Here is a 25,835-nt window from a genome sequence, read left to right as displayed (position 1 = left end):
CGCCCACTCCCCCTGCGCCCCCGGCAGTTGGAGATCCTCACCCTCCTCGCGCTCGAACCCGACGGTTTCTCCCCGGAACGGCTGCGCGCGGCCCTGTACGGCGACCGGCCGGTCACGTCGTCCACCTTCAAGGCGGAGATCTCCCACCTGCGCCGGGCGCTGGGCGGTGCGATATCCCCCCGCCACTACGCCCTCACCGCCCCGGTGTCCTGCGACGCCGCCGACGTCCTGCGCGCGCTGGAGCAGGGCGACACGGACACCGCCCTCGGCCACTACGGCGGCCCGCTCCTGCCCCGCTCCGAGGCCCCCGGCATCGAGGAGTGGCGCACCCGCCTCGAAGTGGCGGTGCGCGAGGCCGTCCTGGCGAGCACCCGCCCGGACCACGCCCTGCGCTACGGCGAACGGGCCCCGTACGACGCGGAGATCCACGAGCACGCGCTGCGGCTGCTCGGCCCCGAAGACACGCGCCGTGCCATCGCGGCGGGCCGGCTGACGACGGCCCTGCGCGACTGACCTCCGCGTCCCGCGGCGCCAACCTCGCGCCAACCTCCCGGGAGCACAGTGCGGGACGTCGCAACCGTCCCGCACCGCCCTTCACCGAGGAGAGCCGCCATGGTGTACGCGCAGCCAGGAACCGAAGGCAGCATCGTCACCTTCGCCCGCCGCTACGACAACTTCATCGACGGTGACTGGACCGCGCCCGTCGAGGGCCGCTACTTCGAGAACCCGACACCCGTGACCGGCGAGGTCTTCTGCGAGGTCGCCCGTTCCACCGCGGCCGACGTCGACCTCGCCCTGGACGCCGCGCACCGGGCGGCCGACCGGTGGGGCCGTACGTCCACGGCGGAACGCGCGAACGTCCTGAACAGGATCGCGGACCGCATCGAGCAGAACCTGGAGAAGATCGCGGTCGCCGAGACGTGGGAGAACGGCAAGCCGGTCCGCGAGACCCTGGCCGCCGACATCCCGCTGGCCGTGGACCACTTCCGGTACTTCGCCGGAGTCGTCCGCGCGCAGGAGGGCAGCATCGCGGAGATCGACGCCGACACCGTCGCGTACCACTTCCACGAGCCGCTGGGTGTGGTCGGGCAGATCATCCCGTGGAACTTCCCGATCCTCATGGCCACGTGGAAGCTCGCGCCCGCGCTGGCCGCGGGCAACTGCGTGGTCATCAAACCGGCGGAGCAGACCCCGGTCAGCCTGCTCTACGTCATCGACCTGATCGCCGACCTGCTCCCGCCGGGCGTGGTCAACGTCGTCAACGGCTTCGGCGTGGAGGCGGGCAAGCCGCTGGCGTCCAGCCCGCGGGTGGCGAAGGTGGCGTTCACCGGCGAGACGACGACCGGCCGCCTGATCATGCAGTACGCGAGCGAGAACATCATCCCCGTCACGCTGGAACTGGGCGGCAAGAGCCCGAACATCTTCCTGCCCGACGTCATGGCGGCCGACGACGACTTCCTGGACAAGGCGGTCGAGGGCTTCGTGATGTTCGCCCTCAACCAGGGCGAGGTCTGCACCTGCCCGTCCCGCGCCCTGATCCCCTCCTCCATCTACGACGACTTCATGGCCCGCTGCGTCGAACGCACCAAGGCCATCGTCGGCGGCGACCCGCTGGACCCGGCGACCATGATCGGCGCACAGGCGAGCAACGACCAGTACGAGAAGATCCTCTCCTACCTCGACATCGGCAGGAAGGAGGGCGCGGAGGTCGTCACGGGCGGCAGGCCCCGCACGGTGCCCGGCCTTGAGGGCGGCTACTACATCGAGCCGACCATCTTCCGCGGCACCAACGACATGCGGATCTTCCAGGAGGAGATCTTCGGTCCGGTCGTCTCGGTCACGACGTACGACTCGGTCGACGAGGCGCTGAAGATCGCCAACGACACGTTGTACGGCCTCGGCGCGGGCGTCTGGACCCGCGACGGCAACACGGCCTACCGCCTGGGCCGCGAGATCAAGGCGGGCCGCGTCTGGACCAACTGCTACCACGCGTATCCGGCGCACGCGGCGTTCGGCGGCTACAAGAAGTCGGGCATCGGCCGCGAGACGCACAAGATGATGCTGGACCACTACCAGCAGACGAAGAACATTCTTTGTTCCTACAGCCCTCAGAAGCTTGGCTTCTTCTAGAGCCTGAAGTCGGTCGCATTGGCTCTCAGCGGGTGACGTGCTTCTTCTGTGTGATCACGGGCGGGTCCGATGGCACCCGCGTCTCGACCACTTCGAGTGGACCAGGGCCGAGGCCCACCGGGAGGTGGCGAACGCCGGAAAGCACGGTTCGGCCACGGAAGGTGGTGCCGGGTATCCCGCTCCGTCGGGAAAAGGAGATCGCACAGGCAATGGATCACCCGTCCCGCTCTCCGGGTACCGTCAGGGTATGAGTCATCCGCACCCCGAGCTGAAAGCCGCACCGCCCCTTCCCGAAGGAGGGCTGCGGGTCATCGCCCTGGGCGGCCTGGGCGAGATCGGCCGCAACATGACCGTCTTCGAGCACGCGGGCAAGCTGCTCATCGTCGACTGCGGCGTGCTGTTCCCCGAGGAGACCCAGCCCGGCGTGGACGTGATCCTGCCGGACTTCACCTCGATCCGGGACCGCCTGGACGACATCGTGGCCGTGGTCCTCACTCACGGCCACGAGGACCACATCGGCGGCGTGCCGTACCTGCTGCGCGAGCGGTCCGACATTCCCGTCGTCGGCTCCAAGCTGACGCTGGCGTTTCTGGAGGCCAAGCTCAAGGAACACGGCATCCGGCCGCGCACGGTGCGGGTACGAGAGGGCGACCGGCGTGGTTTTGGGCCCTTCGACTGCGAGTTCGTGGCGGTCAACCACTCCATCCCCGACAGTCTCGCCGTCGCGATCCGCACCCGGGCCGGGATGGTGCTGCACACCGGCGACTTCAAGATGGACCAGTTCCCCCTCGACGACCGCATCACCGATCTGCGCGCCTTCGCCCGCCTCGGCGAGGAGGGCGTGGACCTGTTCCTCACCGACTCCACCAACGCCGAAGTACCCGGCTTCACCACCTCCGAGCGTGAGCTGAACCCGGCGATCGAGCAGGTGATGCGCACCGCGCCGCGCCGGGTCATCGTCTCCAGCTTCGCCAGCCATGTGCACCGCATCCAGCAGGTCCTGGACGCCGCCCACCAGCACGGCCGCAAGGTCGCCTTCGTCGGCCGGTCGATGGTCCGCAACATGGGCATCGCCCGTGATCTGGGCTATCTGAAGGTCCCCTCCGGTCTGGTGGTGAGCACGAAGGAGCTGGAGAAGCTCCCGGACCACAAGGTCACTCTGGTGTGCACCGGCTCCCAGGGCGAACCGATGGCCGCGCTGTCGCGGATGGCCAACCGCGACCACATGATCCGCATCGGCAAGGGCGACACCGTCCTGCTCGCCAGCTCCCTCATCCCCGGCAACGAGAACGCCATTTACCGGGTGATCAACGGACTCACCCGGTGGGGTGCCCATGTGGTCCACAAGGGCAACGCCAAGGTGCACGTCTCCGGGCACGCCAGCGCCGGCGAACTCGTCTACTGCTACAACATCGTCAAACCCCGCAACGTCATGCCGGTGCACGGTGAATGGCGCCACCTGCGGGCCAACGGCGACCTCGCCATCCGTACCGGTGTCGACTCCGACCGGGTCGTCATCGCCGAGGACGGCGTCGTCGTCGACCTTGTCGACGGGCGCGCGTCCATCACCGGCAAGGTCCCCGCCGGCAACGTCTACGTGGACGGCATGGAAGTCGGCGGCGCCACCGAAGCGTCCCTCAAGGACCGCCTCACCCTTGCCGCCGAAGGCGTGGTCACGGTGGTGGCGATCGTCGACGCCGACACCGGCGCCCTGGCCGAGGCCCCCGACTTCCTGGCCCGGGGCTTCGTCCACGATGACACCACCTTCGAGCCGGTCATCCCCGTCATCGAGAAGACCCTGGCCACCGCGGCCGAGGAAGGTGTCGGCGACGCGCGCCAACTCGAACAACTCGTCGCCCGCGCCGTCGCGAACTGGGCGTTCCGCACCCACCGCCGCAAGCCCCTCATCATCCCCGTCATCATCGACGCCTGAACCACAGCCCGGCAGCACGGTCCCGGTTCCGGCCGCGGCCTCGCAGCATCGACGCCGGGCACGGGAGTCAGCAGCCAAACCCAGCCGCCGGGGTGGCAACGCCAGACCCCGGCCGGCAGTCCGTAGTCCGATCCGTCGGCGATCTCGACGGCCTCGTTCTCTGAGGAGAACGCGGTGACTGTGCCCCACCGGGCCGAAGGTTTCCTCGGTCGCGATGCGATGTTGCGGGTTTTCGGCCACCTGAGCGGGCGAGACTGATGGAGGGCTCAACGCTCTGGGAATGCCGGGGGCAAGGAAGTAGCGGGGGGATGCCGCTGGCGCAAGCGATCACCCCGCCTGGGCAGAGGTGACGGCACACACGGAGCGCGCGGCGTCCAGCGGCTCCTGCATGCCGGCCACCCTGCAGGCGAAGCCGGTGCCCCCGCCAACCGGCACACCGCGTCATTCCGAAGGAATGCGAAACTCGAATTCGGGACGGTCCCACGGCACGGCGGGCGGGTTCGCGAGCGCGGTCCCGGTCCGCACCGCACCGACGCGGTGGTAGAAGTTCTCGGCGGGAAGATGCGACACGACCTTGAGACGGTCGAGCCCGGCGGCACGGGCCTCGGACTGCATGTGAGCCACGAGCAGCCGTCCAATACCCCGTCCTTGCGCTTCGTCGGCGACGAACAGCAGGTCGAGCTCCGGTGGAGCGAGGACGAGCGAGTAGAACCCGAGGACCCGGTCTCCATGCTCGTCGGTGCCGACGGCCACGAAGGTGCGGTGGGCCTCGATGTAATCAGGGCCGACCCGGTAGCCCGCGACTGCGGACGCGTACTTACCCTCGTAGGCGCGTGAGCCACGCACGAGCCGCGTGAGCCGTTTGGCATCCCGCGCGACGGCCCTCCGTATCGTGATCGGCCGGCTGATCGGAGAAGGGCGCGAGCTCATCGGGAGAGTATGTCGCACCGGTGAGTGCCTTCGTACGTCGGGTCGGCTGCTCGGGCAGGCGTTCCCGCACCGCTCCCGGGAACCGCTCGCCTGGAGCTGGAGAACGGTGTGGTCGACGGCTGCTCTCCCTGGGCCTGGCATGGCGAAGCCGAGCCGGGTACAGGAGATTCCGAGCCGGCCTCATGAGGCGGATCATCGTTCGGTTGACGATCCAGACCGATGTCGCCCGCCATACCGTATGGATCTTCTCCGGGTCGACCAGCCGCTCGTCCGCCAGGCAGCCGCGCTCGTCACGGCCGCAGCCACGATCAGCAGGCGAAGACACCGCCCGGCAGTCCGGGAAGCCGGTCTCAGCCGCCGCGCCGCACTCGGGCCGCCTTGCGGGCCTCCGCGAGCTTGCGGGCCTCGCTGCTCTTGCGGGACGACGACCTGCCACCGGAACCGCTCTTCGCGTCCTTGGTGCTGCCCAGGCCGCCGAAGGGGACGTTGTGGTTCTTGGGGCGCGGTACGGCCGGCCCGCCGTCGAGAGGCTTTCCGGAGGGGGCCTTGGCGCCGGTGATCCGGCTCAGCTCCGCCTCGCCGGACCGCACTTTGGTGACCTTGGGGGCGACGTCGGCGTCCGCCATGACCTGGCTCGTCTCGCGGCGCTGTCCCGACAGGACGAGTGTCACGACGGTGCCGGAGCGGCCGGCCCGGGCCGTGCGGCCCGCGCGGTGCAGATAGTCCTTGGGGTCGTTGGCCGGGTCGACGTTGACCACGAGGTCGAGGTCGTCGACGTGCAGGCCGCGTGCGGCGACGTTCGTCGCTACCAGCGCGGTGATCTGCCCGTTCTTGAACTGGGCCAGAGTCCGGGCGCGCTGCGGCTGGGACTTCCCGCTGTGCAGGGCGGCGGCGGCCACGCCGCTGGCCCGCAGATGCCGCGTGAGCTGGTCGACGCCGTGCTTGGTGTCCAGAAACAGCAGAACGCGGCCGTCCCGAGCGGCGATCTCCGTGGTCACGGCGTACCGGTCAGGGCCGTGCACGACGAAAACGTGGTGCTCGATCGCGGAGACGGCGCTGGACGAAGGGTCCACCGAGTGGACGGCGGGGTCGCGCAGGTAGCGCTGCACCAGCTGGTCGACGTCGCCGTACTCGAGGGTCGCGGAGAACAGCATCCGCTGCCCGTCGGGACGCACCTGGTCCAGGATCCCGGTGACCTGCGGCAGGAACCCCATGTCGCACATCTGGTCGGCCTCGTCCAGGACCGCGATGCGCACCCGTCCCAGTCGGCAGCCCTTGCGCTCGATGAGGTCGTGCAGCCGACCGGGCGTGGCGACGACGATCTCGGCGCCATCCCGCAGCACGGCGGCCTGCCGTCCGATGGACGCGCCGCCCACCACGGTCGCGAGCCGCAGCCGCAGCGCCTCGACGTACGGGGTGAGCGCCTCACCGACCTGCTGCGCCAGCTCCCTGGTGGGCACCAGAACGAGCGCCAGCGGCTCTTTCGGCTGCGCGCGCTGCCCGGCCGTCCGGGCGAGCATCCCCAGGCCGAAGGCGAGCGTCTTGCCGGATCCTGTGCGGCCCCGGCCCAGGACGTCCCGTCCCGCGAGCGCATTCGGCAGTGCCGCCGCCTGGATGGGGAAGGGCACAGTCACACCCTGCTCATCGAGCGCCCGCAGAACCTCGGCCGGCAACCCCAGCTGGGCGAAGGACGCCGCCGTGGGCACTGCCGAAGTGGCGCCCGACGCCTTGGACACATCGCCCTGCCGCCGGGCTTCGGCACGTGTTGATTCGCTCACAGAAAGCCTTCCTCCGAAGAAACCGTACCGAGGAAGGCGCGGCAGGGACGCGGCCGCCGGCCAAAGACACCCAACGGAGCACCGACACAACGACACAGCAAAAGCGCAACGCTAGCACGGGGCCACACCGTCCGGGGCTCCCCGTGCCGCGCCGCTCAGCCGACGAACGACAGCCGGACTCGCCTGTGCAGAGCTGGTGCCCCGGGGACACTCCCGGCATCGACGCCCAGCGCGGCCCCCGCCACCAAGATCCGGACCAGGAGCGGACCAACTTCGCTTCTCCTCCGGCGAGGGGAGCCAGGGTGTTCCTGGCTCCCCTCCATGGTGCGGGCGGCGGGTCACTGGAACTGTGCGAAGAACCTCCAGATCTCTGCCTTGGTCCAGGTGGTGACGCCGCTTTCGTTGGGGGAGCCGTCGACCGGACCGGGTATGTGGCCGCCGTCGAACGCGGCCCATTGGACCGGGTATCCGGCACGGCAGCCGGAGTAGGTGGTGGTGATGTGCGTTCGGCTGCCCGGCGCGGGCTCGCGCGGGCTCTGGGGAGTGCAGCCGTTGTTGCTGACGAACCTGTCGCGCAGGGACCTTCCTTGCCCGATGCCGAGGACGGAGTCGCTGATGCCGTGGATTCCGAGGTAGGCGATGGGCTGGGTGCCACCACTGCACCCGCTGATCTGAGCGCCGGAGATGACCGCGACGGCCCGGAAGACGTTCGCGCGGCTGCATGCGAGTGCGTAGCTCATGCCGCCGCCCCAGCTGAATCCCGTGGCGAAACGCTGCGCCGGGTTGACACAGAGACCGCCCTCGATGCGCCGGATCATGTCGTCGACGAAGGTGACGTCCTCACCGCCCGCATTGCCCCAGCCGTTGCCGAGGCCCTGGGGGGCGACGAGGATCGCGGTGTTGTTCGACTGTTCCTGCTGGCCGTAGTAGGACCAGGCGCTCCCGCTCGTGCCGCCCGAGGCGACGTCACCGGCGGTTCCGCCCCGCCAGTGGAACGCGAAGATCAACCGGTAGCGGTGGTTGTTGTCGTAGTTGGGCGGAACCCTGAGGATGAAGCTGCGGCTCTTGCCACCGCTCTGAATCGTGTGCGTACCGCTCGTCAGAGTCGGGGCGCTGCCGCATCCGCCGCCGCCGCCACCGGACGACAGTTTGACCATCTGCCATTGCTGGTTGGCGCCGCCCCAGTCGGTGTACTGGACGACGTTGCCGCCGTCGGCGGTGGAGGCGCCCTGCACCTCCACCGCCTTGCCGCTGGTGCGGTTGATCAGCCGGACGTGGCCCGCGTCGGAGTCGGCCAGGCGGAACTGCTGGTTGGCCCCGTTGTGGTCGGCCCACTGCTGGATCGCGGCACCGTCAGCGGTCGAGGCGCCGGCCACGTCGAGCACCTTGCCCGAATGCCGGGCCTTGAGGCGGTAGAAACCGCCGCCGGAGTCCACGAACTGCCACTGCTGGTTGGCTCCGTCGCTGCGCGTCCACTGTCCGACGCGCGCGCCGTCGGCGGTGGATGAGCCAGAGACGTCCAGCGCCTTGCCGCTGTTGCGATTGACCAGGACGTACCAGGCATTGGTGTCCACCGTCGCCGCCTCGGCGGGCGTCGGATTCACCGCGGCGAGCATGCCGATCGCCAGGGTGGCCGCAACCACGGCGGCGACCCGGGACCACCAGCGTTGTTTTCGTGGAAGGGCGGGAGGAACCGCACCGTCGGTCTTCATCGATTGATCCTTTCGTCTCTGAACAGGTCCCCTCAGGTGCGGGTCCAGCGTTGGTTGCTGCCGTTCGAGCAGGAGTGGAGCTGGATCAGGGTGCCGTTGGCGGTGCCTCCCGAGACGGCGTCGAGGCAGAGGCCGGACTGGACGCCGACGATGGATCCGTCGGAGTTGAGGCGCCATTTCTGGTTGTCGCCGCCCCAGCAGCTGTAGATCTGGACTTTGGTGCCGGTGCCGGTGCCGGCGGCGTCCAGGCACTTGTTGCCGTAGACCCTGAGCTCACCGGCGGCGGTGGGCGTCCACTGCTGGTTGGTGCCGCTGTGGCAGTCCCACAGCTGGAGCTGGGTGCCGTCGGTGGTGCTGGTGCCGGGCACGTCCAGGCAGCGGCCCGAGCCGACGCCCTTGATCTGTCCGGAACCCGTAGGGGGCGTGGTGGAGCCGCCGTTGAGCGCGTTGAGGACGGCGGTGTAGGCGGGCTTCTTGCTGCCGTTGTCGTTGAACAGCAGCGGCGTGTGCTCCCGTCGCCAGGAGTCGCTGTCGCGCACCCCCCAGACGGTGATGCCGAGGCAGCGCGGGACGGCCAGACAGTCGTTGGTCACATTGGCGTAGGTGGTGGCCGAGGCGCCCTGGATGTCGAGCTCGGTGATGGCCACGTCGACGCCGAGGGCGGCGAAGCTCTGCAGGGTGGTGCGGAAGTTGCTGTTGTACGGGCTGTCGTTGTTGAAGTGGGACTGGAAGCCGACGCAGTCGATCGGCACGCCGCGCTGCTTGAAGTCGCGGACCATGCGGTACATGGCCTGGGTCTTGGCCCAGGTCCAGTTCTCGACGTTGTAGTCGTTGTAGCAGAGCTTGGCGGCCGGGTCGGCGGCGCGCGCGGTGCGGAAGGCGACCTCGATCCAGTCGTTGCCGGTCCGCTGCAGGTTGGAGTCACGCCGGGCGCCCGAATTGCCGTCTTCGAAGGCCTCGTTCACGACGTCCCACTGGGCGATCTTGCCCTTGTAGTGGGCCATCACGCCGTTGATGTGACCGATCATCGCCTGGCGCAGCGCACTGCCGCTGAGGCTCTGCATCCAGCCGGGCTGCTGGGAATGCCAGGCCAGGGTGTGGCCGCGCACCTGTTTGCCGTTCTGCACCGCCCAGTTGTAGACGCGGTCACCGGCGGTGAAATTGAACTGGCCCCGCTGCGGTTCGGTGGCGTCGATCTTCATCTCGTTCTCGGCTGTCACCGAGTTGAACTCACGGCCCGCGATCGTCGTGTACGCCGAGTCGCCCAGTCTGCCCGAGGCGATGGCGGTGCCGAAGTAGCGGCCGCTCTGCGCCGCCGCGGCGCCGAGCGTGTTCTCGGCGGCCTGTGCGGTCGGCGGCGCGACCAGTGCGGCGACCACACCGAGGACGCCGACGACCAGCGTCAACAGCAGGCCGCGCGCCTTCCGGCGAACAGCGGGTCCAGGAGGGGCGTACGAGCCCATGACTGTGCCTCCAGGGTAGGAAACATGGAAGGACTGAAGTGCGGGGGATGCGTCGTCCGCTCCCCTTCGGCAGACGGACGGGGGCCGGAGCCCGGGCAGCGCGGTAACGGCGGGCGGCGGTGTTTCGATGCCCCCGGAACGTGACGGGGTGGCGCGGGTGCTTCGGTGCGTGGATCTGCCGTGCAGCACGGTTCGGTCGTTCACCCAGAGAGGGATGATTGAGGGATTGACGGTGAATCGTCAACACTCTCCGCAAAGAAAGTTTCCGCTTACTTCCCGAAACATTCGATCGGGGAACCCTTCAAAGTGGTGAACCCGTTGCGATCTTCTAGGGAGCCGAGGGAACTGTTTGCGGACAGATCGGCGACAGACCTTGACCAGAGGGTCCCGCATTCCTAGCTTGTGGCATCAAGGTTCGGGAAGCTCTTCGAAAGTTTCGATGCTGTTCCTGCCCCCGGCACGGCCACTCCACGGTTATCGGCGTCATTCAACCCGCCCCAAGGAGGCCCCTCTGATGCGGTTTCGCCACGCGTCCCCGGTCCGCCCAAGACGCTTACTCGCCGTCCTCGCGCCCTTGCTGCTCTTGGCCACCTTCCTCGGTGCCCAGCCGGCAAGCGCGGCGACCGTAGACCCCAGCGCCTCGTATGTGCTGGTCAACCGCAACAGCGGCAAGGCCCTGGACGTCTACAACCTGGCGACCGACGACGGCGCCCGCATCACCCAGTGGACCAGGAACGATCAGAACCAGCAGCAGTGGCAGTTCGTCGATTCCGGGGGCGGCTACTACCGCATCAAGTCCCGTCACTCGGGCAAGGTCCTGGACGTCCATAACCGGTCCACCGCGAACGGGGGCTCGATCGTCCAGTGGGCCGATCAGAACGCCACCAACCAGCAGTGGCGGCTGGCCGACAGCTCTGACGGTTACGTGAGGCTCATCTCGCGCCACAGCAACAAGGCCCTCGAAGTGCAAGGCGCTTCGACCGCCGACAACGCGAACGTCGTCCAGTACGACGACTGGGGCGGCGCCAACCAGCAGTGGCAGCTCGTCAAGGTCGGCGGCGGCAGTACCGGCCCGTGCGACCTTCCGTCGACATACCGCTGGACATCGACGGGAGCGCTGGCGCAGCCCAAGCCGGGGTGGGTCTCGCTCAAGGACTTCACCGTCGTCCCCTACAACGGCAGGCAACTCGTCTACGCGACGACGCACGACACGGGGACGCGCTGGGGTTCGATGAACTTCGGCCTGTTCACCAACTGGTCGGAGATGGCCTCGGCGAGCCAGAACGCGATGTCGACTTCCACCGTCGCGCCCACGCTCTTCTATTTCGCGCCGAAGAACATCTGGGTGCTCACCTACCAATGGGGCGGGACCGCCTTCTCCTACCGGACGTCGAGCGACCCCACCAACCCGAACGGCTGGTCGTCCCAGCAGGTGCTCTTCTCCGGAAGCATCTCCGACTCCGGAACAGGCCCCATCGACCAGACGCTCATCGGTGACGGGACGAACATGTACCTGTTCTTCGCCGGTGACAACGGCAAGATCTACCGGGCCAGCATGCCGATCGGGAACTTCCCGGGCAGCTTCGGCACGACCTCGACCGTGGTGATGAGCGATACGAAGAACAACCTGTTCGAAGCCCCGCAGGTCTACAAGCTGCAGGGCCAGAACCGCTACCTCATGATCGTCGAGGCGATCGGTGCGCAGGGCCACCGCTACTTCCGCTCGTTCACGGCCACCAGTCTGAACGGCTCGTGGACACCCCAGGCCGCGACCGAGAACAATCCCTTCGCCGGCAAGGCCAACAGTGGCGCCACCTGGACCAACGACATCAGCCACGGCGAACTGATCCGCACCAGCCCCGATCAGACCATGACCGTCGATCCCTGCAAGCTGCAGTTGCTCTACCAGGGGCGCAGCCCCAACTCCGGCGGCGACTACGGCCTCTGGCCCTACCGTCCGGGTCTGCTGACCCTGCAGCGCTGACGGCCCGAGCAACAGGCAGGCCGGGAAGCGAGCGACGCTTCCCGGCCTCACCGTTCGCCGTCCCCCTGAGTACGGGGGCACCTGGTCCACCCGGCCCTCTGGATCACGTCCGCCGAGCTGCAGAACAGGCGCGTCCAGCAGCCCCTGAGCGTGGGCGTGGACCTGAGCAGATCCCCGCCGCTCCCGCTTCCGAACCGTGTGGCGTCGCCGTCACGCTTTCCCGCCGCACACGGCGGAGCAGCGGACCCGTCATGGCCGTGGTGAGTACGGCCACCACGATGAGCACCGAGTAGAACTCCTCGTCGATCAGGCCCATCTGCAGCCCGACCGTGAGGATGACGACCTCGGTGAGGCCACGGGTGTTCATCAGTACGGAGACGGTCAGTGCGTCATCGCGTTGCAGGCCCGACGTCCGGGCGCCGAGATAGGCGCCTGACATCTTGGTGGAGACGGCCACGGCCAGGGCGGCCACCAGAAGGCCCATGCTCGAGCCGTCGAACGCGGCGAGGTTCACCCCGGTGCCTGCCACCACGAAGTAGACCGGCAGCAGAATTTGTGTGCCCGCCTGCTCCATCCGCTCCATGACCTCGCCACGCAGCCGGGCCAGCCCGGCCCTGGGCATCGCGGCACCGAACGCGAACGCGCCGAAGATGAAGTGGACACCCAGCCACTCCGTGGCCGCGCAAGAGGCCATGAGGCCGGTGGTCACCATCAGGATCGCCGGGGCCCGCAGCCCCTCCTCGGTCTCCCGGGGCCGCAGCAGCCGGGCCATGAGCGGGCGCACGACGCAGACCAGCGCCAGCAGATAGAGGGGGACCAACACCACGCGCCACTGGTCGGCGGTGCCGAAGCAGGCGACGACCACCGCGAGCAACACCCATGCGACCAGGTCGTTCACCGCAGCCGCGGCCATGGTGACACGCCCCACGGCTGTGCGGTTCAGTCGCCGGTCGGCGAGGATCCGCGCCAGTACCGGGAAAGCGGTCACCGACAGGGCCACACCCGTGAACAGGACGAAGGCCGCGTTCCCTGACGGTCCGTGCTCCGCGGCGAAGGGCAATGCCACGAGGCAACCACCCACCAAGGGCACCAGAGTGGAGCCCGCCGCGACGTTCAGTGTGGTGCGTCCACTGCCGCGGAAGAAGGAGTGGTCCATTTCGTAGCCGATGACGAACATGAACATCGCCAGGCCGACGTCGGCGAGTGCCCCGAGGAGCGGGCGGACACCGTCGAGCCGAACCGTCTCCCCCCAGGGGCCCCAGGTGCTGGACAGCAGTGTGCTGCCGAGCAGGATCCCCGCGACGATCTCGCCGACCACGGGCGGCTGTCCCACCCTGCGTGCCGCCGCCGCGAACAGTCGGGCCAGCCCCAGGACCACCGCGAAGGCAAGGAAGAACGCGGCGGCCTCGTCCCCCTTCACGCCCCCTCCCGCCGACCGGTGCGCACCAGGGGTGAGTCCGGCCGTGACCTGAGGACGGCGCGTCCGATGAGGTCACGCATCACCTCACTGGGACCGGCGGCGATGGTGGCCGCCCGTGCATCCCGGTAGGCGCGGGCGGCGTCCGAAGAGTCGAGGTAGCCGTGGGCCCCGTGCAGTTGCAGGCTGGCGTCCGCCATCCGGCAGGCCAGCTCGGTCGTATGGAGCTTGGCCATGGAACACTCGGTGGCCGGAAGATCCCCCTGCTCGTACAACCAGGCGGTGTGGTGGACGAGTTGCCGGGCAGCGGCCAGCTCGGTCGCCAGGTCCGCGATGCGGTGGGCGGGCGCCTGCCGTTCGGAGAGCATGCCGCCGGAGAGCCGACGCTCGGTCAGGCACCGGCGAGTGTCGTCGAGACAGCGGTCCATGCCGCCCAGCGCCAGGATCGCCGCGACGAGCCGCTCCAGTTGCAGCCCACGCATCAGGTAATAGAAGCCGGCGTCGACCCGCCCGATCAGGCGGTCCGCCGGCACCCGGACGTCCTCGTACGCCACGGTGGCCGTACCGGCCGCGCCCCAGCCCAGTGTGGGGGTCGGCGTGGTGATGACGCCCGGCAGGCCGGAGTCGATCACCAGCAGGGACAGGCCGGTCGTTCCGTGCGGTCCGGAACTGGCGTCGGGCGATGTGCGCACGGCGACGACGTGGAAGTCCGCCGCTGTGCCGTTGCTGACCATCGTTTTGACCCCGCGCACCACGAAGTGGCCGCCGTCCCGCTCCGCCGTGGTGGTCAGTCCGGAGAGGTCCGCGCCGGTACCCGGTTCGGAGATCGCCAGGGCCGCCACGCGCTCGCCCCCGACGGCGGGGACGAGGTAGTCCCGGCGCAGCCCGGGGCCGCCGGCCGCGGCGAGATAGTGGGTGGCCATGTAGGCGTGCACCGAGACCGCCGCCCGCAGGCCGCCGAATCCGGTGCGCCCGAGCTCCTCCAGGAACACCACCGACGTGAACAGGTCCCGTTCGCCGCCGCCCGCGCTGCGCGGATGCAGCAGTCCGAGATACCCCAGCTCACCGAACGACTTCCACACGGACCGCGGCAGGCCGCCCTCCCGGTCCCAGTGGGTCGCTTTCGGCATCACCTCCGCCGTCAGGAAGTCACGGGTACGTTCGCGGAACGCCGCGTGGTCGTGGGTGAAGTACGGGGATCGCACCATTCGCTCTCTTCCTGATTCTCTGTCCGCCGGGCGATCTCGCCGCGCAGCAGGGAGCAGACCTCGTCGGCCGAGTCGTGGGGAAAGAAGTGGCCCCCGGCCACTCCATGGCTGCGGAAGCCCCGGAACGCCAGAGAGCGCCAGGCCGCCACCGCGGCTCGGGGCGCGACCTCGTCGTCGACTCCCCAGAAGGTCGTGACCGGTACGGGAACGGGCCGGGCAGGGCCCTGCGGCCAGGTTTCCGCCAGCCGGAAGTCCGCCCGGAGCATGGGCATGAGCAACTTCAGCAGAGCCGGGTTCGCCAGGACCTGTGGCGGTGCGGCGGCCAGCCGGGCCAGGTGCTCGACGAACCGGGCGTCGGGCAGGTCATGGATCACGGGCAGTTCGCGGGCGGTGCCAGGTGCCCGGCAGCCGGAGATGACGACGCGTTCAGGGGCACGCGTCATGGGCCGCGTGACCGCCTCGTACACCAGCATCCCGCCCATGCTGTGGCCGAAGAGCACGTATGGGGAGGTGATCTGCTCGGCCAGCGCATCGCTGAATGCCGCGGTCAGCGGGAGCCATCGGGAGTAGGGCCGTTCGCGGACGCGGCTCTCCCGGCCGGGCAGCCGTACGGCGACAAGCTCCACGTCATCGGGCAGTCGGGCGGCCCACCGCCTGAACACTCCGGCGCCGGCGCCCGCGTACGGCACGCACACCAGCCGGAGCCGGGCGTCGGGCCGTGGTTCGGGGCGGTGGAACCAGAGCGCCGTCGGCCGTGGCGTCGTCGTGTCGGTCACGGGGCTCACGGGTCTTTGTGGTCAAGGGCGCGCCCTTCGCTCCCGGCTCGCTGTGCGCCTGCCGCGGCGGAAGCCCGCTGGGGCGCGGATGCCTCGATCGCCGCGGCCAAGGCACCGAACGTGCTGTCCGTGAAGACCATGTCCGGGGTCAGGGCATCCTCCCCGAGTCGCCCCTCCACGTGCGCCAGCAGCCGTACGGCGGTGAGCGAATCGCCTCCGAGGTCGAAGAAGTCCGCGTCCGGCCGCACGGCTTCCGCACCGAAGAGACCGGCCCAGATCTCGGCGAGGTGGGCGGTGCGACAGGTGGCATTCGGCACCGCGACCGAAGCCGGTGACCCGACGGCCATGTCGTCCAGGCCGGGCACCACCACGAATCTCCCCGGTGCTTCGGCCGACGGGGCCTCCCGCGTGAGGAGTTCACGCAGCTCCCGCTCGAGCATCCGCAGATTCGGGCCGTGGTCGACGGGCGTGACCGCCGCGCTCGGTGGATGCGCGCCGTGGGCTGTGGCCTCGGGCCGATGGGCGTACACGTGGTGACAGGGTGTCAGGGTCAGCCTGGGGTCCTGCTCGTGCGCGACGGAGAAGCCGTGTGCGCTCAGCGTGCCGAGCACGGCTGCCAGTCGGTCGTCGATGTCGTGAACTTCCATGACGATGCGGTCGATACGCGGCCAGAGCGCGGCGTCGATGCCTTCGAGGACCTCCGCCTCGGCCTTCTCCACGTCGATCTTGAGCAGGTCGATCCTGGTCAGGCCGTGCTCGGCGGCGACGCGGCTGAGCGTGGTGGTGGGAACGCGCCTGCGCACCGCGGTCATCCGGTCGCCGGCGAGCCGGTCCAGCTGCGTCCCGCCCTCGGCACCTTCGCCGGTGAGGAGGTATCCGCGCAGCACGTCGACGTCCTCGGCCTGGGCGAACCCACCCGACATCACGCTGTTGTTCGGGTAGTAGGTGAACTCGGTCTCCGACTCCGCCCGTCCGAGACCGCACCGCACGACGGTGGCGTCCACGCCGTGCAGCTCGGCGTTGACCGCTACGGCCTCGGCGAGTTCCTCCACCGGTTCGACGGCGATGACACGGGCGCCGGGGCTGCGCCGCCCGACGGCCAGGGTGAACATGCCGATGTTGGCTCCGGCGTCCACGACGACCGCGCCCGGCGGAAGGACGATGCCGTGCTTGAAGTAGGTGTTCTCCGCGAAGATCTCGCGGTACAGGAAGTCGCTCTCGCCTCGGTTCACCCCGGCCACCCGGAGATCGTCGGCGGGTTCGTGCCAGCCGAGCGTGCCCAGCCGTCCTGCCGCCTCGAGGGCGGCCGCCCGGTGCAGCAGTGGGGCGTGGCTCCTGTCGGGCACGAGCCACGCGACGCTCTCCCGGCCGTCCGCCCCCGCTGTGACGGTGGCTTCGGTGACTGCGGGGTGTGTCCGCAGCAGTTGGGTCACGACGCGCGTGCGGTCGCTGTCCATCGGGTCGCTCACGTGTCCTTCCGGTGGGTTGCGGTGACGTCGTGGAGGAATTCCTCCGCCAGGCGGACCAGTTCCGGGCCCGCGTCGAAGGCGCTGAGGTGATCGCCCTCCGGCAGCATGCGCAGGTCCGCCCGTGGGAGCCGCGTCGCGACGTACTCGGAGCCGGCGGGGTGGGCCGTCGTGTCCTTGGGGCTGCTGACCACGAGAGCCGGCTGGCCGGCTGCCAGAAAGGGCCGGCAGTCCGTGGCCATGATCGCGCCGTTGAGCAGGCCGTAGCGGTGCAGCAGGTCGGGCGTCGCGTAGGGGTGGATGAGGTGGTGAGCGATGTCGGGACGCATGCCGTCGAGTGCGGACCGGCGTCGCATCAGCCGGTGCAGCCCGGCGGCCTGCCGCAGGTTCCGGGAGGCCATGGCGAGCAGTGACTGGACGTCTCGCTGATGGTCGGTCTTGGGTGCCGCACCGCCCAGTTCGTAGTCTCCGTGCCACAGGCTCAGGGACATCACCCGTGCCGAGGTGGAAGCGGCGGCCAAGGCGATGGCGGCGCCCCCGCACAGTCCCATGGTGTGTGCCCGCCGGATGCCGAAACCGTCGAGCACCGCCGGCAGATCACCGGCCTGTGCGGCGAGACTGTGGTCCCCGAGCGCGGCCGGACCGGCCCCGTTCTCCGCGGCGAACAGCCCACGGCTCTCCCAGGTCACCACCCGGAAGGACCCGGACAACGCCTTCATCCACCGTGTCACGAGGCCCACCGGCATGCCGCACGCCGTCACGAGGGCGACGGCCGGGAGGCCCTCCCGCCCGGCCGTCCAGCAGCGCAGCGGACTGCCGTCGTACGCGCGCACCACGACCGGCCGGCCGGGGAGAGCCGCCGACGCGGACCGTGCGATGTCCTCGACGCCCTCGGCTTCACCGGGGCCCGGCCGGGCGCTGCTGCCCGCGACCGCGTCCAACCCGCCGGAACCCAACATCAGGCGCCTGCTGAGCGCGAGTTCCACGGACCAGAGCCGAGCGGGCTCGGGCACCACGTCGAGCCGGGGCAGCTCCAGTGCGTCGGTGAGCCGGTCGAGCAGACTCCGGAGCGCCGGTACCGAGGCGGGTGAGACTCCCTCGACCGGTGCCACCCGCAGCCGTTCCGGAACGGCGCGGACGAGGGAGGCGCTGTCGACCAGTGCCGTCGCGAGCCGGTGCAGGGCATCGTTCGCCGCCTCGGCGACGCCCTCCGGTTTCCTCACCCCTGCTCCCCGCTCCCGGGCCGGTGCCGGAACGGCTGATCACGGGTGGTGCGGTCGACGAGACGGTTGTGCCCGTAGGTGTCCGTGCCGCCGACCAGCACGGCCCCGTAGCGGTCGAGGCTGACGCGGCCGCCGTACTCCTCGATGACGGAGGTGCCGGGGTAGACCTCCACGGAGGTGGGCACGTAGCGGGAGGCGAAACCCATCCGCATGTCCTTCGTCGTCCCTGCGTGCGGATGTGAGGCGTGCATCAGCGTGGACCAGAAGACGATGAACTGACCCGCCTTCATCTCCATGGAGACGGCCTGTGACTCGTCCGGCTTCCACTCCGGGTCGATCTGCAGTTCCCGGTAGTCGTAGCCGAAGAAGCCACGCCGTACGCCGTCCTTCTCCACAGCGGTGTTCGTGTCCGGCGCATAGTGCATCCGCTTGGTCTCGTCGTAGAACATGGTGCGATGTGTGCCGGGAATGAACTGCAGGCAGCCCATGTCGACGGTGGCGTCGCTGAACGCGCACCAGACGGTGATGGTGCCGCCGAAGTCGGACCCGCCCGGCCATTGGATCTGCGGAAGTCCCGAGGCGTTGGCGAAGGTGTCCGCCTGGTGCCAGTCGGTGCCCTCGTCCCCCGGGTATTTGGGGAAGAACTCGGTGCGCCAGCACAGCACGTCGGGACCGAGGATGCTGCTGACCCGGTCGACGATCTCCGGCCGGCCGATGTGTTCGGCCAGGAAGCCGTGATCCAGGTGGCGGTCGTAGTTGGAGATGTTCGTGGCACCCGATATCGCGGCGCCGTCCTGGTACACGGCGGCGCTGCGGTCGAGGAGTTCGAGGCGGGCCCGTCCCCACGCGGCCTTGATCTCCCCGGGTTCGTAGAGGGTGAAGGGTCCGGCGAAGCCCTGCCGGTGGAAGGCGGCCAGCTCTTCCGCGCTGAGTGAGAAGTCGGTGGTCTGCGTCGTCATGTGGTCTCCTCGGTCGATGATGCGGAAAGCGCGGCGTCGACGTGCCGGCCGAGCAGGCGGACGGTCACGCCGTCGATCAGCACGGTGATGTCGAGGTCGAGCCCGAAGACCTCGTTGACGCGGGTGAACATGCGCAGCAGCGACAGCGACGTGCCGCCGAGCTCGAAGAAGTCGGCGTCGTGCCCCACCCGGGGAACGTCCAGAACGATGCGCCAGACCTCGGCGATCCGTTCCTCCGTACCGGCCGGCCCGGAGCGGGCCGCGTCCGGGACCTGGACGGACCCGCCGGTCACCTCCGGGGACGGCAACCGTGCCTTGTCGACCTTGCCGTTGAGCGTGAGCGGCAGCTCGGGGAGTACGACGTACTTGGACGGACGCAAGTGCGCCGGCAGTGCGGTGGCGCTCCGCTCGGCCAGCACCGCCGCGAGCGCCGGACCTGCCGTCCGGGACGCGACGTAGGCGATGAGCCTGACGTCGTCCTCGCCGTAGTCGTGCGGCAGGACGACAACCTGCGATACGTCCGGATGGCGGGCGATCAGCGACTCGATCTCCCCGGGCTCCACCCGGTGGCCCCGGATTTTCACCTGGTCGTCCGTGCGGCCGAGATAGCCGTAACCGCCGCCGGGCAGGGCGACGATCCGGTCCCCGGTGCGATAGCAGCGACGCGGTGCGCCGTCGGCGTCGACGAGGTCGGTGAACCGCTCCTGGTCCAGTTCCGGGCGGCCCAGGTAGCCGCGGGCCAGCCCAGGGCCTTCGATGTACAGCTCGCCGGGTTCGCCCTCCAGCACGGGCAGTCCGTCCTCGTCCAGGACGTGGAAGGCGAGACCGGGCAGGGGTTCCCCGATCGGGCTGGGTGCCTCCTCTTCGAGATCGGCACGGACCAGCGGGCGGTACGAGCTGTGCACGGTCGCCTCGGTGATGCCGTACATGTTCACCAGGCGCGGGTGTTCGTCACCGTGCCGCTCCACCCAGGGGCGCAGCGTTGCGGGATCGAGCTTCTCGCCGCCGAGCACCACCGTCCGCAGCCGCGGCAACGGATGCGAAGCCCGTGCCGCCACCGCGGCGAGCCGCCGGAAGGCGGACGGCGTCTGGTTGAGCACCGTCACTCCCTGCGCGAGGAGCAGCGCATGGAAGTCCTTCGGTGAACGGGCCGTCTCCTGGGGCACCATCACCAGCCGCCCGCCGAAGAGCAGCGCACCCCAGGTCTCCCACACGGAGAAGTCGAAGGCGGCCGAGTGGAACGCGGTCCAGACGTCGTCCTCGTGGAAGCCGAAGAACGGCTGTGTCGCGTCGAAGAGACCGACGACACTGCGGTGTTCCACTTGTACGCCCTTGGGCAGACCGGTGGACCCGGACGTGTAGATCACATAGGCGAGGTCGTCGCTGCCGGCGGAAGGCAGTTCCCCGCGGTCGTCCGCCCGGCTCGGAGCGGCAGGCAGACCGTCCAGCAGGACGACGTCGGTGTCCAGGCCGGAGAGCGCCGAGCTCAGCGCCGCGGTGGACACGACCACGGGCGACTCGCTGTCCTTGACCGTCCAGCGTATGCGGTCCGCCGGAGAGCCGGGATCGATCGGCAGGTATGCGGCACCCGCCTTGAGGATGCCGAGCATGCCCACGAGCAGGTCCGCGTCCCGGGGGGCCAGCAGAGCCACCACGGCTCCCGGCCGTACCCCCATGCGGGCGAGCCGGTGCCCGAGCGCGTCGGCCCGCCCGCTCAGCTGCCGGTAGGTGAGTTCGCCCTGCGCCGTGGTCACCGCGGCCTTGTCCGGAAACCGCTCCACCACCTCCTGGAACATGTCCGTGAGGGTGCGTCCTGTTGCTCCCATGGGTTCTCTCCTGCCTGTTCGGTCGGTTCAGCGGTACGCGGCTTCTGCCCGTGGTTGCGAGGTCGGTGGCGGGGTGCGTCCGGTCGCGCGTCGGGCGCGCTTCCTCAGACCGGTACGGTGGCGGGCTCGGTGGGCCGGTCCTTGCGCAGGAGGCTGAGTTCGGTCGCCACCGCCGAGGCGCACAGCACCGCTGCCAGCAGTGGGAGCCATCGTGGCGCCACCTGCCCCAGGAACAGTCCGCCGACCGCGCCGCCGAGTGCGGCGCCCACATAGATGACGGAGCTGTTCAGGGACACCGCCACGGGGCCCGCCGGTCCGGCCAGTCGAAGCAGGCGGTGCTGCTGTGGTGCGGCGTACATCCAGCCGCTGACCCCCCATAGCGCCATGGCGACGAGCGCACCCGGGAACGACCCGCTGAGCTGTGGCATCGCCAGGAAGACCACGGTCATGCCGGCCACCGAGGCCAGGACGAGTCGTCGGCCCGCCGGACGGTCCATGAGCGCGCCGGCGAGGGCGTTGCCGGCCAGGCCTCCGACTCCGAAGGCGAAGAGCAGCACCGCGAGCCGACTCCCCTGCCCGGCGGTAGCCTCGGCGAACACCGTGGCGGCGTAGGTCAGCACCGCGTACTCAGCGATCACCGCGAAGATCGTGACGGTCAGAACCCTGCGGACGAGTGGTCCACGCAGGGCGGCGAACCTTTCCCGGGGACGGTGGGCGGTGTGCTCGGAGCCGACGCCGCGCAGCCCGGCCGCCAGGGGCACGGCCACGGCGGCGGTGGCCGCTGCGAGGACCGCGAGGGTGGGCCGCCAGCCGAAGACGTCCGCCGCCCAGGTCCCCGAGGGCACTCCCACCACCGACCCCATCACCAGGCCGCTGGTGACCAGCGCGAGGGACTTGCCGGTGCGTCCTTCCGGGGCGAGGGAGGCCGCGAGCGAGCACGCGTGCGGAGTGAACTGACAGGCCCCGGCGGCGACGAGCAGCCGCCCGGCCATGGCGGCCGGCAGCGAGCCGGCGACCGCGCACACCACGTTCCCGAGGGCGACGGCGACCAGCGCCGCGGTGAGCGCGGCCCTGGGCGACCGGCGGCTGAGGGGGGCCGCGAGCAGCGGGCCGAGAAGCGCGTACCCGACGGAGAACACCGTCATGAGCTGTCCCGCCGCCGACACGGAGACGTTCAGTGAGTCGCCGATCTGGGGAAGCATGCCGGCGATGACGAACACGTCGGTGCCGATGAGGAAGGTTCCCACGGCCAGCAGGAGAAGCCTCATACGTCCGTCCTCGTTCGGGCCTGCCCGGTCGCGCCGGTGGTGCGGGTGACCGCGGTGCGCACCGCTTCGACGATCAGGGGCGGGAAGCCGTTCAGATAGAAGTGGCCGCCTGCGAAGTCCCGGGCGTGGAAAGCGGCGGTGGTGTGCTCGGCCCAGGCGTGTACGTCGCCCGGGGTGAGTTCGTCGTCCCGGCCCGTCCACGCGGTGACGGGGCAGGAGAGCAGCGAGGGGCAGCTGCCGGGCCGGTAGGCGGCGGCCGCCCGGAAGTCGCTGCGCAGGGCGGGGAGGATCATCGCCCGCAGCTCCGGGTGGCCGGTGACGGCCGGGTCGGTGCCTCCGAGCCTCAGCAGCGCTTCGAGGGCGGCCTCCTCACCGTCGCCCGACAGTCGCGTGGGCGTGCGCCGGTACGGCGCCTGCATACCGGAGACGATCAGTCCCGCGGGTGCGGCACCGTACCGGTGCTCGAGCCTGGCGGCCGTCTCGAAGGCGACCAGGGCGCCGAGGCTGTGCCCGAACAGGACCGGCAGGGAGGCCGGCTGCGGTTCGGCGAGCAGTCGTGCGATTTCATCGGCGAGCAGCGACACGTCCTCGAAGGCGGGCTCGGCACAACGGTCCTGGCGCCCGGGGTACTGCACCGCCAGGACCCGGACGTCGGGCCCGAGCGCCGCGGAGAGCGGGAAGTACTGGCCCGCGGTGCCACCTGCGTGGGGGAAGCACACGAGCGTGCGGGCCTGGTCGTGGGCATCGTGGAAGACGCGGAGCCAGGCGGCGCGTTCGCGCGCCCCGTCCTGTGCGGTCGGAGGGGTCATGCGGCGGCTCGTTCCGTGATCAGTGCGGTGATCGCGTCCACCCTGGGGTCGTACAAAAATTCCTGCACGGACACTTGGACTTGAAAGCGCTGCTGGAGGCGGGTGACGACCAGCGCTGCGGAGAGCGAGGTACCACCCAGGTCCGAGAAGTGCCGGTCGGGAGGTATGTCGGCGACGCCGAGGACCGTCGACCAGATGACGGTGACGGCCGACCGCACATCGCCCGGTTCCGGGAGCGGACCGGCGCTGTCGTCGGCGTCGCCGGGGGCGGGCAGGCGGCGGCGGTCGATCTTCCCGTTCGGGGAGAGCGGCAGCTCGGGCGCGAGGACCATGTGGTGCGGAACCATGTAGTCGGGCAGCAACCGGGCGGCATGGGCGCGCAGTTCGCCCGCATCCGGCGCCTGCCCGGGTCCGGCCACGACATGGGCGACCAGTTTGCGTTCCTCGCTGCCGGGCGGTGTCCAGGCCACCACAGCGCACTCCCGTACCCCGGGGTGCCGGAGCAAAGCTGCCTCGATGTCCCCCGGCTCGACCCGGTATCCGCGGATCTTGAGCTGTCCGTCGGCACGCCCCAGGTACTCCAGGACCCCGTCCGGCCGCTCGCGCACCAGGTCACCGGTGCGGTACGCGCGTACGGGCCGGCCCTTGATCCGTGTGGTGCGGAACCGCTCCTGCGTCTGCCGCGGGTCGTGTACGTATCCATGGGCGAGACCGGCCCCGGCCAGCCACAGTTCGTCGCCCTCCGCCGACGGGACGACGTGGGCCGTCATGCCGGGAAGCGGTCGCCCGATGGGGGGAAGGTCGGGCCAGGAGTGCGGCGGACCGGTGAGAGTGTGGGCGACGGCGACATGGGTCTCCGCCGGGCCGTAGTGGTTGTGCAGACGCGCGGCGGGCAGCCGTCCGAACATCTCCCGGACGGCCGGCGTGATGTGCAGCGCCTCACCGGCCACCGCCACCTCGCGCAGCGCGCCGGGCAGGATGCCGAACTCGACGGTCAGATCCGCCAGCCGGCGCAGTGCGACGGGAGGCAGGAAGACCCGCTGGATCTCCCATTCCCGGCACAGCTCCCACACGCGCTGCAGGTCGACGCGTTCGGCGTCGGACGGTGTGTACAGGCAGCCCCCGCTGCACCAGGCCGTGAAGACCTCCTGGATGAACACGTCGAAGCCGAGCGGGGCGAACATCAGCGTGCGCAGCGGCTCGGAGGAGGTGCTGGCCAGCGTCCATTCGATGAGGTTGTCGACGCAGCGGTGCGGCATGGAGACCGCCTTGGGCCCTCCGGTGGACCCGGACGTGAAGACCAGATAGGCGGGATCCTCGCCGTCGGGCTCGGGTACGCGCGGCGCCGGGACACCGTGCACCGTGCCGGACGTGGCGTGCTCCCGGAGGGGAATCACGACGGGCCCGTCCGGATCGTCCGGAGTCCGCAGACCCGGCTCGGTCAGCGCGAACCGGGCATGGCTGCGCCGCCACATGTGCCGGATGCGTTCCGCCGGATACTGCGGGTCCACCACGCAGAAGGCCCCTCCCGAACGGAGCACCGCGAGGACGGCGACTCCGAGTGCGACGCCGCGTGAGGCCTGGATCAGCACCACCTCCCCGGGGCGCACCCCCTGCCGCGTCAGCTGCCCGGCCAAGTCGGCCGATCTGCGGTCGAGTTCGGCGTAGTCCAGCCTGCCGTCGGGTGCGACGAGCGCGCCCGCACGGGGACGGCGCCTTGCCTGTGCGGCGATCATCTCCACTACGCGGCCGGGCAACGCGCCGTCCTCTCCCCCGTGTCCGGCGTGAGCGGGAGGCCCAACGCCTCGAGGACCGCCGTACGTGTCTCCTCGGACCTGAGCAGCTCGAACCGGTCGCAGTTCAGACGCAGTGCGCGCTGCCGCCCGGCAGCACAAGCGAAGCCGAACGGGTCGGTGTCCGCGGAGGCCAGCCGCAGCACCTCCCCCTCCCAGGGCGAGGTACGCGCGTGGTGAGCCGCCACCAGATGGCTGAGCCAGTCCGTGTACGCACTCACCACGTGCGTGGCGCTTGCCGCGCTCTCCGCCTCGTCGGCTCCTGCCGCACGCAGCGCCGCGCGGGCCCGGCGGGCCAGCTCGCCGGTGAGCTGGTCCACGAAGCGCTCCGGGTCGTCGGCCAGTGCGGCGGCGCTGACCCGCTCGCTCAGCTCCTGCTCGTCCAGTTGGATGCCGAGACCGCCGAGCCGCGCGCGGTAGTCCGCCGTGATCGAGTCCAGGGACGTCGCCTCGGCGTCGAACAGCACGATCATCGGTGGCTCACCGCCCAGGGCGGCGGCCACCTCGAAGGCGAGGGGCGCCGAGGCGCAGTATGCGGCGACCGCCGCGACCGGCCCCGACCCGGACGGCACGTTCGCCAGCAGGCGGGCCGCGTAGCCGGCGCCGCTCACCGCACGCGGCAGGGGGCCTCGCAGCAGGCCGTGGACGCGGACCCCGTGCCGGTCCAGGCCCAGTTCGTCGATCCGGGCCTCCTTCCGGTATCCGGGGTAGTCGAGTGCGAGAACAACAGGGTTGTCGCTCGGGTACATGGACGGTGTCCTTTCGCTGCTCACTGCGGGTCCCCGCCGACGAGGCCGGACAGCGTGCGCAGTTGTGCGTTCATCAGGTCGTGGGCCCCGTCGACGAGGTCCTCCAGGGAGGCGAGCTGCTGTCCGGCGACCGCGGTGAGGGCCCGTGGTGCGGGGGCGGGGGCCGGGGCGGCCGTGACCGGGGCAGGTGAGGGTGGCAGGGGCCCCGTGACGACGGCGGCCGGTGCGGTGGCCGCGACATCCGTGGGCGGGATCGGCCCGGGCGCCGGGTGTGCCGGTGGGCGCGTTCCCTCCGGCGGTGTCTTCGCCCGGGTGAGCCGGGGCAGCTCCGGCGTCGGGTACGGCTCGCGGCGGAAGGGGTAGCCGGGGAGCCGGACCCGGCCGCCGCCCGCGCCCACAGCCCGCCAGTCG

General features: G+C 70.2%; 19 protein-coding genes and 1 pseudogene. 4 read left to right on the top strand and 16 right to left on the bottom strand.

All coding sequences use genetic code 11. From position 1 onward, the window contains the following. From ABT116_RS22080 to ABT116_RS22070, 3 genes are all read left to right on the top strand, one after another. Positions 1-513 (top strand): winged helix-turn-helix domain-containing protein (locus ABT116_RS22080; protein WP_351636607.1); only part of this gene is annotated, 513 nt, incomplete at its 5' end. A gap of 99 nt (positions 514-612) precedes the next feature. Then, complete coding sequence (adh, locus tag ABT116_RS22075; protein WP_351636605.1) at positions 613-2,130, top strand: aldehyde dehydrogenase; 1,518 nt, start codon at positions 613-615, stop codon at positions 2,128-2,130. Between the two features lie 247 nt (positions 2,131-2,377). Then, positions 2,378-4,063: a ribonuclease J gene (locus ABT116_RS22070; protein ID WP_351636603.1), complete on the top strand. Its 1,686-nt coding sequence runs from the start codon at positions 2,378-2,380 to the stop codon at positions 4,061-4,063. Between the two features lie 441 nt (positions 4,064-4,504). On the opposite strand, the gene ABT116_RS22065 is transcribed toward ABT116_RS22070, so the two are convergent. The 4 genes from ABT116_RS22065 to ABT116_RS22050 all read right to left on the bottom strand — a co-directional run bounded on the left by ABT116_RS22065 (position 4,505) and on the right by ABT116_RS22050 (position 9,946). Then, positions 4,505-4,993 carry a GNAT family N-acetyltransferase gene (locus ABT116_RS22065; RefSeq protein WP_351636601.1) on the bottom strand — a complete coding sequence of 163 codons (489 nt, stop codon included), beginning with the start codon at positions 4,991-4,993 and terminating at the stop codon, positions 4,505-4,507. 350 nt (positions 4,994-5,343) lie between these two features. Next, on the bottom strand, positions 5,344-6,729 hold the full coding sequence (locus tag ABT116_RS22060) for a DEAD/DEAH box helicase (RefSeq protein WP_351636613.1): 1,386 nt from the start codon (positions 6,727-6,729) through the stop codon (positions 5,344-5,346). Positions 6,730-7,109: 380 nt separating this feature from the next. Beyond that, positions 7,110-8,414 (bottom strand): RICIN domain-containing protein, encoded by a 1,305-nt coding sequence (locus ABT116_RS22055; protein WP_351636610.1) that lies wholly within the window; start codon positions 8,412-8,414, stop codon positions 7,110-7,112. 101 nt (positions 8,415-8,515) lie between these two features. Continuing rightward, positions 8,516-9,946, bottom strand: a complete 1,431-nt coding sequence (locus tag ABT116_RS22050; protein ID WP_351636599.1) for an endo-1,4-beta-xylanase — start codon at positions 9,944-9,946, stop codon at positions 8,516-8,518. A gap of 514 nt (positions 9,947-10,460) precedes the next feature. Here ABT116_RS22050 and ABT116_RS22045 point away from each other — a divergent pair. Then, positions 10,461-11,930 carry a non-reducing end alpha-L-arabinofuranosidase family hydrolase gene (locus tag ABT116_RS22045; RefSeq protein WP_351636596.1) on the top strand — a complete coding sequence of 490 codons (1,470 nt, stop codon included), beginning with the start codon at positions 10,461-10,463 and terminating at the stop codon, positions 11,928-11,930. Between the two features lie 103 nt (positions 11,931-12,033). Here the strand turns inward: ABT116_RS22045 and ABT116_RS22040 are convergent, their stop codons facing one another. From ABT116_RS22040 to ABT116_RS21985, 12 genes and pseudogenes are all read right to left on the bottom strand, one after another. Beyond that, on the bottom strand, positions 12,034-13,350 hold the full coding sequence (locus ABT116_RS22040) for a cation:proton antiporter domain-containing protein (protein ID WP_351636594.1): 1,317 nt from the start codon (positions 13,348-13,350) through the stop codon (positions 12,034-12,036). Further along, entirely contained in the window at positions 13,347-14,555 is a 1,209-nt protein-coding gene (locus ABT116_RS22035; protein ID WP_351636592.1) for an acyl-CoA dehydrogenase family protein, read from the bottom strand. The genes ABT116_RS22040 and ABT116_RS22035 overlap by 4 nt, the downstream gene beginning before the upstream one ends. Then, positions 14,489-15,331 carry a thioesterase II family protein gene (locus ABT116_RS22030; RefSeq protein WP_351636590.1) on the bottom strand — a complete coding sequence of 281 codons (843 nt, stop codon included), beginning with the start codon at positions 15,329-15,331 and terminating at the stop codon, positions 14,489-14,491. The genes ABT116_RS22035 and ABT116_RS22030 overlap by 67 nt, the downstream gene beginning before the upstream one ends. A 5-nt stretch (positions 15,332-15,336) precedes the next feature. Beyond that, a complete protein-coding gene (locus ABT116_RS22025) occupies positions 15,337-16,800 on the bottom strand; it encodes an FkbM family methyltransferase (RefSeq protein ID WP_351636588.1) in 1,464 nt (487 codons plus the stop codon). After that, positions 16,797-18,020 carry an alpha/beta fold hydrolase gene (locus ABT116_RS22020; protein WP_351636586.1) on the bottom strand — a complete coding sequence of 408 codons (1,224 nt, stop codon included), beginning with the start codon at positions 18,018-18,020 and terminating at the stop codon, positions 16,797-16,799. Before ABT116_RS22020 ends, ABT116_RS22025 begins: the two co-directional genes overlap by 4 nt. Continuing rightward, positions 18,017-18,979 (bottom strand): chlorinating enzyme, encoded by a 963-nt coding sequence (locus tag ABT116_RS22015; RefSeq protein ID WP_351636584.1) that lies wholly within the window; start codon positions 18,977-18,979, stop codon positions 18,017-18,019. The genes ABT116_RS22020 and ABT116_RS22015 overlap by 4 nt, the downstream gene beginning before the upstream one ends. Continuing rightward, positions 18,976-20,805 (bottom strand): amino acid adenylation domain-containing protein, encoded by a 1,830-nt coding sequence (locus ABT116_RS22010; protein ID WP_351636582.1) that lies wholly within the window; start codon positions 20,803-20,805, stop codon positions 18,976-18,978. The genes ABT116_RS22015 and ABT116_RS22010 overlap by 4 nt, the downstream gene beginning before the upstream one ends. A gap of 104 nt (positions 20,806-20,909) precedes the next feature. Further along, the gene (locus ABT116_RS22005) at positions 20,910-22,073 is read right to left on the bottom strand and encodes an MFS transporter (protein WP_351636580.1); all 1,164 of its coding nucleotides are present in this window, start codon (positions 22,071-22,073) and stop codon (positions 20,910-20,912) included. Beyond that, positions 22,070-22,882, bottom strand: coding sequence for a thioesterase II family protein (locus ABT116_RS22000; RefSeq protein ID WP_351636578.1), 813 nt, complete (start codon positions 22,880-22,882; stop codon positions 22,070-22,072). Before ABT116_RS22000 ends, ABT116_RS22005 begins: the two co-directional genes overlap by 4 nt. After that, positions 22,879-24,639 carry a non-ribosomal peptide synthetase gene (locus tag ABT116_RS21995; RefSeq protein WP_351636575.1) on the bottom strand — a complete coding sequence of 587 codons (1,761 nt, stop codon included), beginning with the start codon at positions 24,637-24,639 and terminating at the stop codon, positions 22,879-22,881. The genes ABT116_RS22000 and ABT116_RS21995 overlap by 4 nt, the downstream gene beginning before the upstream one ends. After that, a complete protein-coding gene (locus ABT116_RS21990; protein ID WP_351636573.1) occupies positions 24,624-25,424 on the bottom strand; it encodes a hypothetical protein in 801 nt (266 codons plus the stop codon). Before ABT116_RS21990 ends, ABT116_RS21995 begins: the two co-directional genes overlap by 16 nt. Positions 25,425-25,444: 20 nt before the next feature. Then, positions 25,445-25,835, bottom strand: a pseudogene (locus ABT116_RS21985) (hypothetical protein); the annotation flags it as partial.

Origin of the sequence: Streptomyces sp. NPDC002130 (genome assembly GCF_040296465.1) — a bacterium.
In the GTDB taxonomy this organism is placed as follows: Bacteria; Actinomycetota; Actinomycetes; order Streptomycetales; family Streptomycetaceae; genus Streptomyces.
Note: the sequence above shows the minus strand (reverse complement) of the source record. Positions and strands in the feature narration are given on the sequence as shown.